This window comes from Parendozoicomonas verongulae (assembly GCF_009711465.1).
Classification (GTDB): domain Bacteria; phylum Pseudomonadota; class Gammaproteobacteria; order Pseudomonadales; family Endozoicomonadaceae; genus Sansalvadorimonas; species Sansalvadorimonas verongulae.
Genome location: NZ_SMME01000854.1, coordinates 46,909 through 50,773 on the forward strand (window position 1 = coordinate 46,909; position 3,865 = coordinate 50,773).

Here is a 3,865-nt window from a genome sequence, read left to right on the forward strand (position 1 = left end):
CCCCGTCCTGAGCCACGTGATAGATAAATAACGGTTATCCAGCAACTCCCTGGCTATGAAATAGTGATGCAAAACCTCATTTTCAGCCGTTTTTCGTCACATAAGAAGTAGACTTCGCTATTGACGGTGCTATATATTGATGATCTATACCGTTCGCTGTTCGCGAACAAAGAACACTGTAGATCACTTATATGCTCAAAGTGCAAGACCTTCTGGTTACTTTAAAGATCCTCAGCTTTGAGGATCGTGATAAACACAGGGACTCTGACCTGCAGGGCAAAGCGTGGCTGCATCACTCAGACTCAATTGAAGAAATCAGCCAATACGATAGAGGCCAGGAAGACATGGTTGTCTCGGAGGAGATACGAGACATTGGGCGCTCTGACCTTGATAAGATCGAAAAGTACCTGCAGGAGAGCGAGCCACACACTAGCTCCTGGACCTACCGCAAACTTGCCAATGAACTATTCATTTCCCTAAGTGAGGCTAACAACGCCGTCAAAAGAGCAACTGCGGCCAGGTTACTGGTACGTCGTGGTAATAAAGGCGTGCGTGTTAATCGCCCTACACTGGTCAACTTTATTCAGCACGGTGCCCCGGTGGCTTTTTTCGTCGCCGAAGGGCGTATTGTTCGTGGTATCCCCACAGCACATGCGGCTCCGGTATTTGATGATGTTTTTGCCAGCTCTTCGGAGCTTCCTCCTGTCTGGCCTAGTGCTCATGGTACGAAAAGAGGCGTAGCCATTACCCCTCTGTATCGATCCGTTACCAAGGCGGTAATGATTGATCCACTACTCTACCGACACCTCAGCATTGTTGATATATATCGTATCGGGACAGCCAGAGAGCGAGAGGAAGCCCTTTCTTTTCTCAATGAGATTGCACAATGACAGACCACGAAATTTTATTGCTGGGGATAGCCAGCACCCTTGGGGATAAGCTGTAGGTCGCTTTTGTAGGCGGGGCAACAGTCTCGCTGCACCTTGATGAGGCTTTACCGTCAGATATCCGAAGTACAAAGGATGTTGATTTTATTGTCTCCGTAACGGGTTATAGCGATTACCAGAGGTTGGCAGAGCAGTTAAGGGAGAGAGGGTTCCGTGAAGACAGCAACCCTGAAGATGGCGAACCATCTCCCATCTGCAGATATGTTTGCAACGGCATTATTGTAGATGTGATGCCCGATGATGAGTCCATTCTCGGTTTTTCAAACCCCTGGTTTCGCATTGGCAGAGAAAACGCCATTCCTTACCAGCTTCCTGACGGCCCTGAAATTCGTATTGTGCCGGCCACCTACCTCCTTGCCACAAAGCTGGCGGCTTACTCCAGTCGAGGCACGAACATTCTGGAAAGCAAGGATGCCGAAGATATAGTCACACTCGTGAATGGTCGCGATGCTCTGGTTGTTGAGATTCAGCAGGGGCCAGAAGACCTGAAAGAGTATGTACAGGCGGAAACCCAGAAGCTTATTGATGACCCCAAATTTGTTTATCTATTAGATGGGGCCCTTGTTCATGAAGAGGCGGAAAGGTTCGACATTGTTGAAGAGCGCTTTTCCCTGCTTGCTGGCAAGGAGTAAGCCGTTGATACCTGAAATCTAGGTCAGTAGTCAGGGACCGTCCCAGCCTGTTAATGCTGACCATATAGACCACTGGCCAATTGCCGATGGTCATGATCATGGTCACATTTTTCTTGTCTGTGATGGCATCGACCATAACCATCACACTGCTGCGATAGTTCGCTCCTTCTGTCGTGCCTTAAGAAAAGCCAACTGGCATTTAAGTAACAACCTGGGGACACAGCTAAAGCATAATATCACCCATGTTGTGAACAATCTGGGCGATCATAGAACGCCTGTCGCCTTTTGCATGAGTACCATCGTGATAACTGAAAGCAGTGTGGTAATAGGCCATTGTGGAGACTGCCGAGTCGGTTATCTGACAGAGTCAGGCGTAGAGTGGCTGACTACTGATGATGTTCCTTTTTTAGGCATGTATGAAAACGGGCAGATCACAAAAGCAACCTACGAAAAGTCACGGCACTTCTTGGCTTGTAAATTGAAGACAGGCGGCAGCAGTCGAGATGTCATCAAAATCAGTACAATACCAAGACCTGCAGCAGGGCACTTGCTACTTTGCAGCGACGGGTTCTGGGCAGAGAAAGAGCACCTACTCAGTGGCGATCCTTCTCTGTGCCGTACAGCTATTGAGCAGGCAATCCCAGAGTTAGAAATAGCCGCCCAAGACAACTTCAGTGTGATTGTTGTCTAAAGGCCTCACTCTCTCCACCGCCAATAAATCTTAACCAGCGCCAACAGTGCCTTACCTTCCACGTCGAACTGTTCGTAGTAGGCTTCCCGACTGAATCCACCAATCCAGTGTCACTGTCTCTGAAGGCAACTAGCAGCCTGTGATGGTTAGAGGATATGCGCACACACCTCTGGATCTTTGCGCTCCAGATAGTGGGTGGACTGAATGCGACGAATAGTACGGGACTTGCCACGAATCAGCAGAGTTTCCGTTGTCGCCATATTACCCTTGCGGAACACGCCCTGCAGCAGGTCGCCCTTGGTGATACCGGTTGCAGAGAAGATCAGATCATCCGTGGATACCAGCATTTCCTGAGTCAGCTTTACGCCAGGTTCAATACCCATTTCACGGCAGCGCTCCAGCTCTTTCTGACCCGCTTCAATGTTCTCGGGGGTATCACCCTTGGCTTCATTACGCAGCATCAGGCGGCCTTGCAGTTCACCATTCAAAGCACGAATAACGGCAGCAGATACCACACCTTCAGGAGCACCACCTACGCAGTACATTACATCCACTTCGCTGTCTGGCATGCACGTGAGGATAGAAGCGGCAACATCACCATCAGGAATGGCAAACACGCGTACACCCAAGTCCTGCATCTGTTTGATAACACCATCATGGCGAGGCTTGGCGAGGGTAATCACTGTGAGGGAGTCCAGCCCTTTGCCCAGAGCGGCAGCCACGGCACGAAGATTGTCTTCCAGCGGGCGATCAATATCAATAACACCACGGGCTTGCGGGCCAACCGCCAGCTTTTCCATATACATATCAGGGGCTTTCAGGAAGCCACCTTTGCGGGCAACAGCCATAACTGCGATGGCATTAGGCTGGCCCATGGCAGTCATGCGGGTACCTTCGATAGGGTCTACAGCGATGTCTACAGCAACGGCATCGTCATTGCCTTTACCCACCTTTTCACCGATGTAAAGCATGGGAGCTTCATCAATCTCCCCTTCACCGATCACGATCTCCCCATCAATGTCTACCTGATTCAGAAGGGTACGCATAGTATGCACCGCCGCTGCATCGGCCTTGTTCTTATCACCGCGCCCCAACCATTTGTAAGCTGCCAGTGCAGCGGCTTCAGTGACTCGGGAAAACTCGATAGCCAGTTCGCGTTTCATGCTTCAATCCGTCAGCAAAGTAGAAAATCCGCGCAGACTGTATAGTAAAGTGAGGCTTTCAGAAAGAGATAAGAATCAAGTAATTGGTATTCAGTGGCTAAAAAAAGAAAAACTACAGAAATACCAATATATTGATATGTTCTGTAGTTTTTGGATGCTGGTTATATTCCTATATAAAGGAAATTATCACTTTCTGTCAGCCTTGGTTTCAACATAAACCTCTTTCGCGGCCATCTGGCCATCAGCGGTTTCTGCTTTCACCTCTACAGTTTGATTGCTGCTGATTGTTCTCAGGTTGACCCAGCCATGGCTGTTGGTTTTACCCTGCGCCAGCATACGGCCTTCGGCATCATTTACAACAACATCGGCATTCATAGCCTGGTGACCATCCTGATACACCTGCACAGACATCAAACCGCCACTGTGAGCATG

At 49.4% G+C, this 3,865-nt stretch carries 5 protein-coding genes; 3 read left to right on the forward strand and 2 right to left on the reverse strand.

The annotated features are described in order from the left end of the window. Window positions 1-191: 191 nt before the first annotated feature. The 3 genes from E1189_RS15850 (at window position 192) to E1189_RS15860 (ending at window position 2,270) form a co-directional block, all read left to right on the forward strand. Window positions 192-890, forward strand: coding sequence for a hypothetical protein (locus E1189_RS15850; RefSeq protein ID WP_155161341.1), 699 nt, complete (start codon window positions 192-194; stop codon window positions 888-890). A 179-nt stretch (window positions 891-1,069) separates the two neighbouring features. Continuing rightward, complete coding sequence (locus tag E1189_RS15855; RefSeq protein WP_230460439.1) at window positions 1,070-1,579, forward strand: hypothetical protein; 510 nt, start codon at window positions 1,070-1,072, stop codon at window positions 1,577-1,579. A 301-nt stretch (window positions 1,580-1,880) separates the two neighbouring features. Further along, entirely contained in the window at window positions 1,881-2,270 is a 390-nt protein-coding gene (locus E1189_RS15860; protein WP_155161342.1) for a PP2C family protein-serine/threonine phosphatase, read from the forward strand. Between the two features lie 146 nt (window positions 2,271-2,416). On the opposite strand, the gene glpX is transcribed toward E1189_RS15860, so the two are convergent. Both glpX and E1189_RS23990 read right to left on the reverse strand, forming a co-directional pair. Continuing rightward, window positions 2,417-3,433 carry a class II fructose-bisphosphatase gene (glpX, locus tag E1189_RS15865; RefSeq protein WP_155161344.1) on the reverse strand — a complete coding sequence of 339 codons (1,017 nt, stop codon included), beginning with the start codon at window positions 3,431-3,433 and terminating at the stop codon, window positions 2,417-2,419. 186 nt (window positions 3,434-3,619) lie between these two features. Continuing rightward, window positions 3,620-3,865, reverse strand: a 246-nt coding sequence (locus tag E1189_RS23990) for a hypothetical protein (protein WP_196221474.1), incomplete at its 5' end; no start/stop codon positions are given.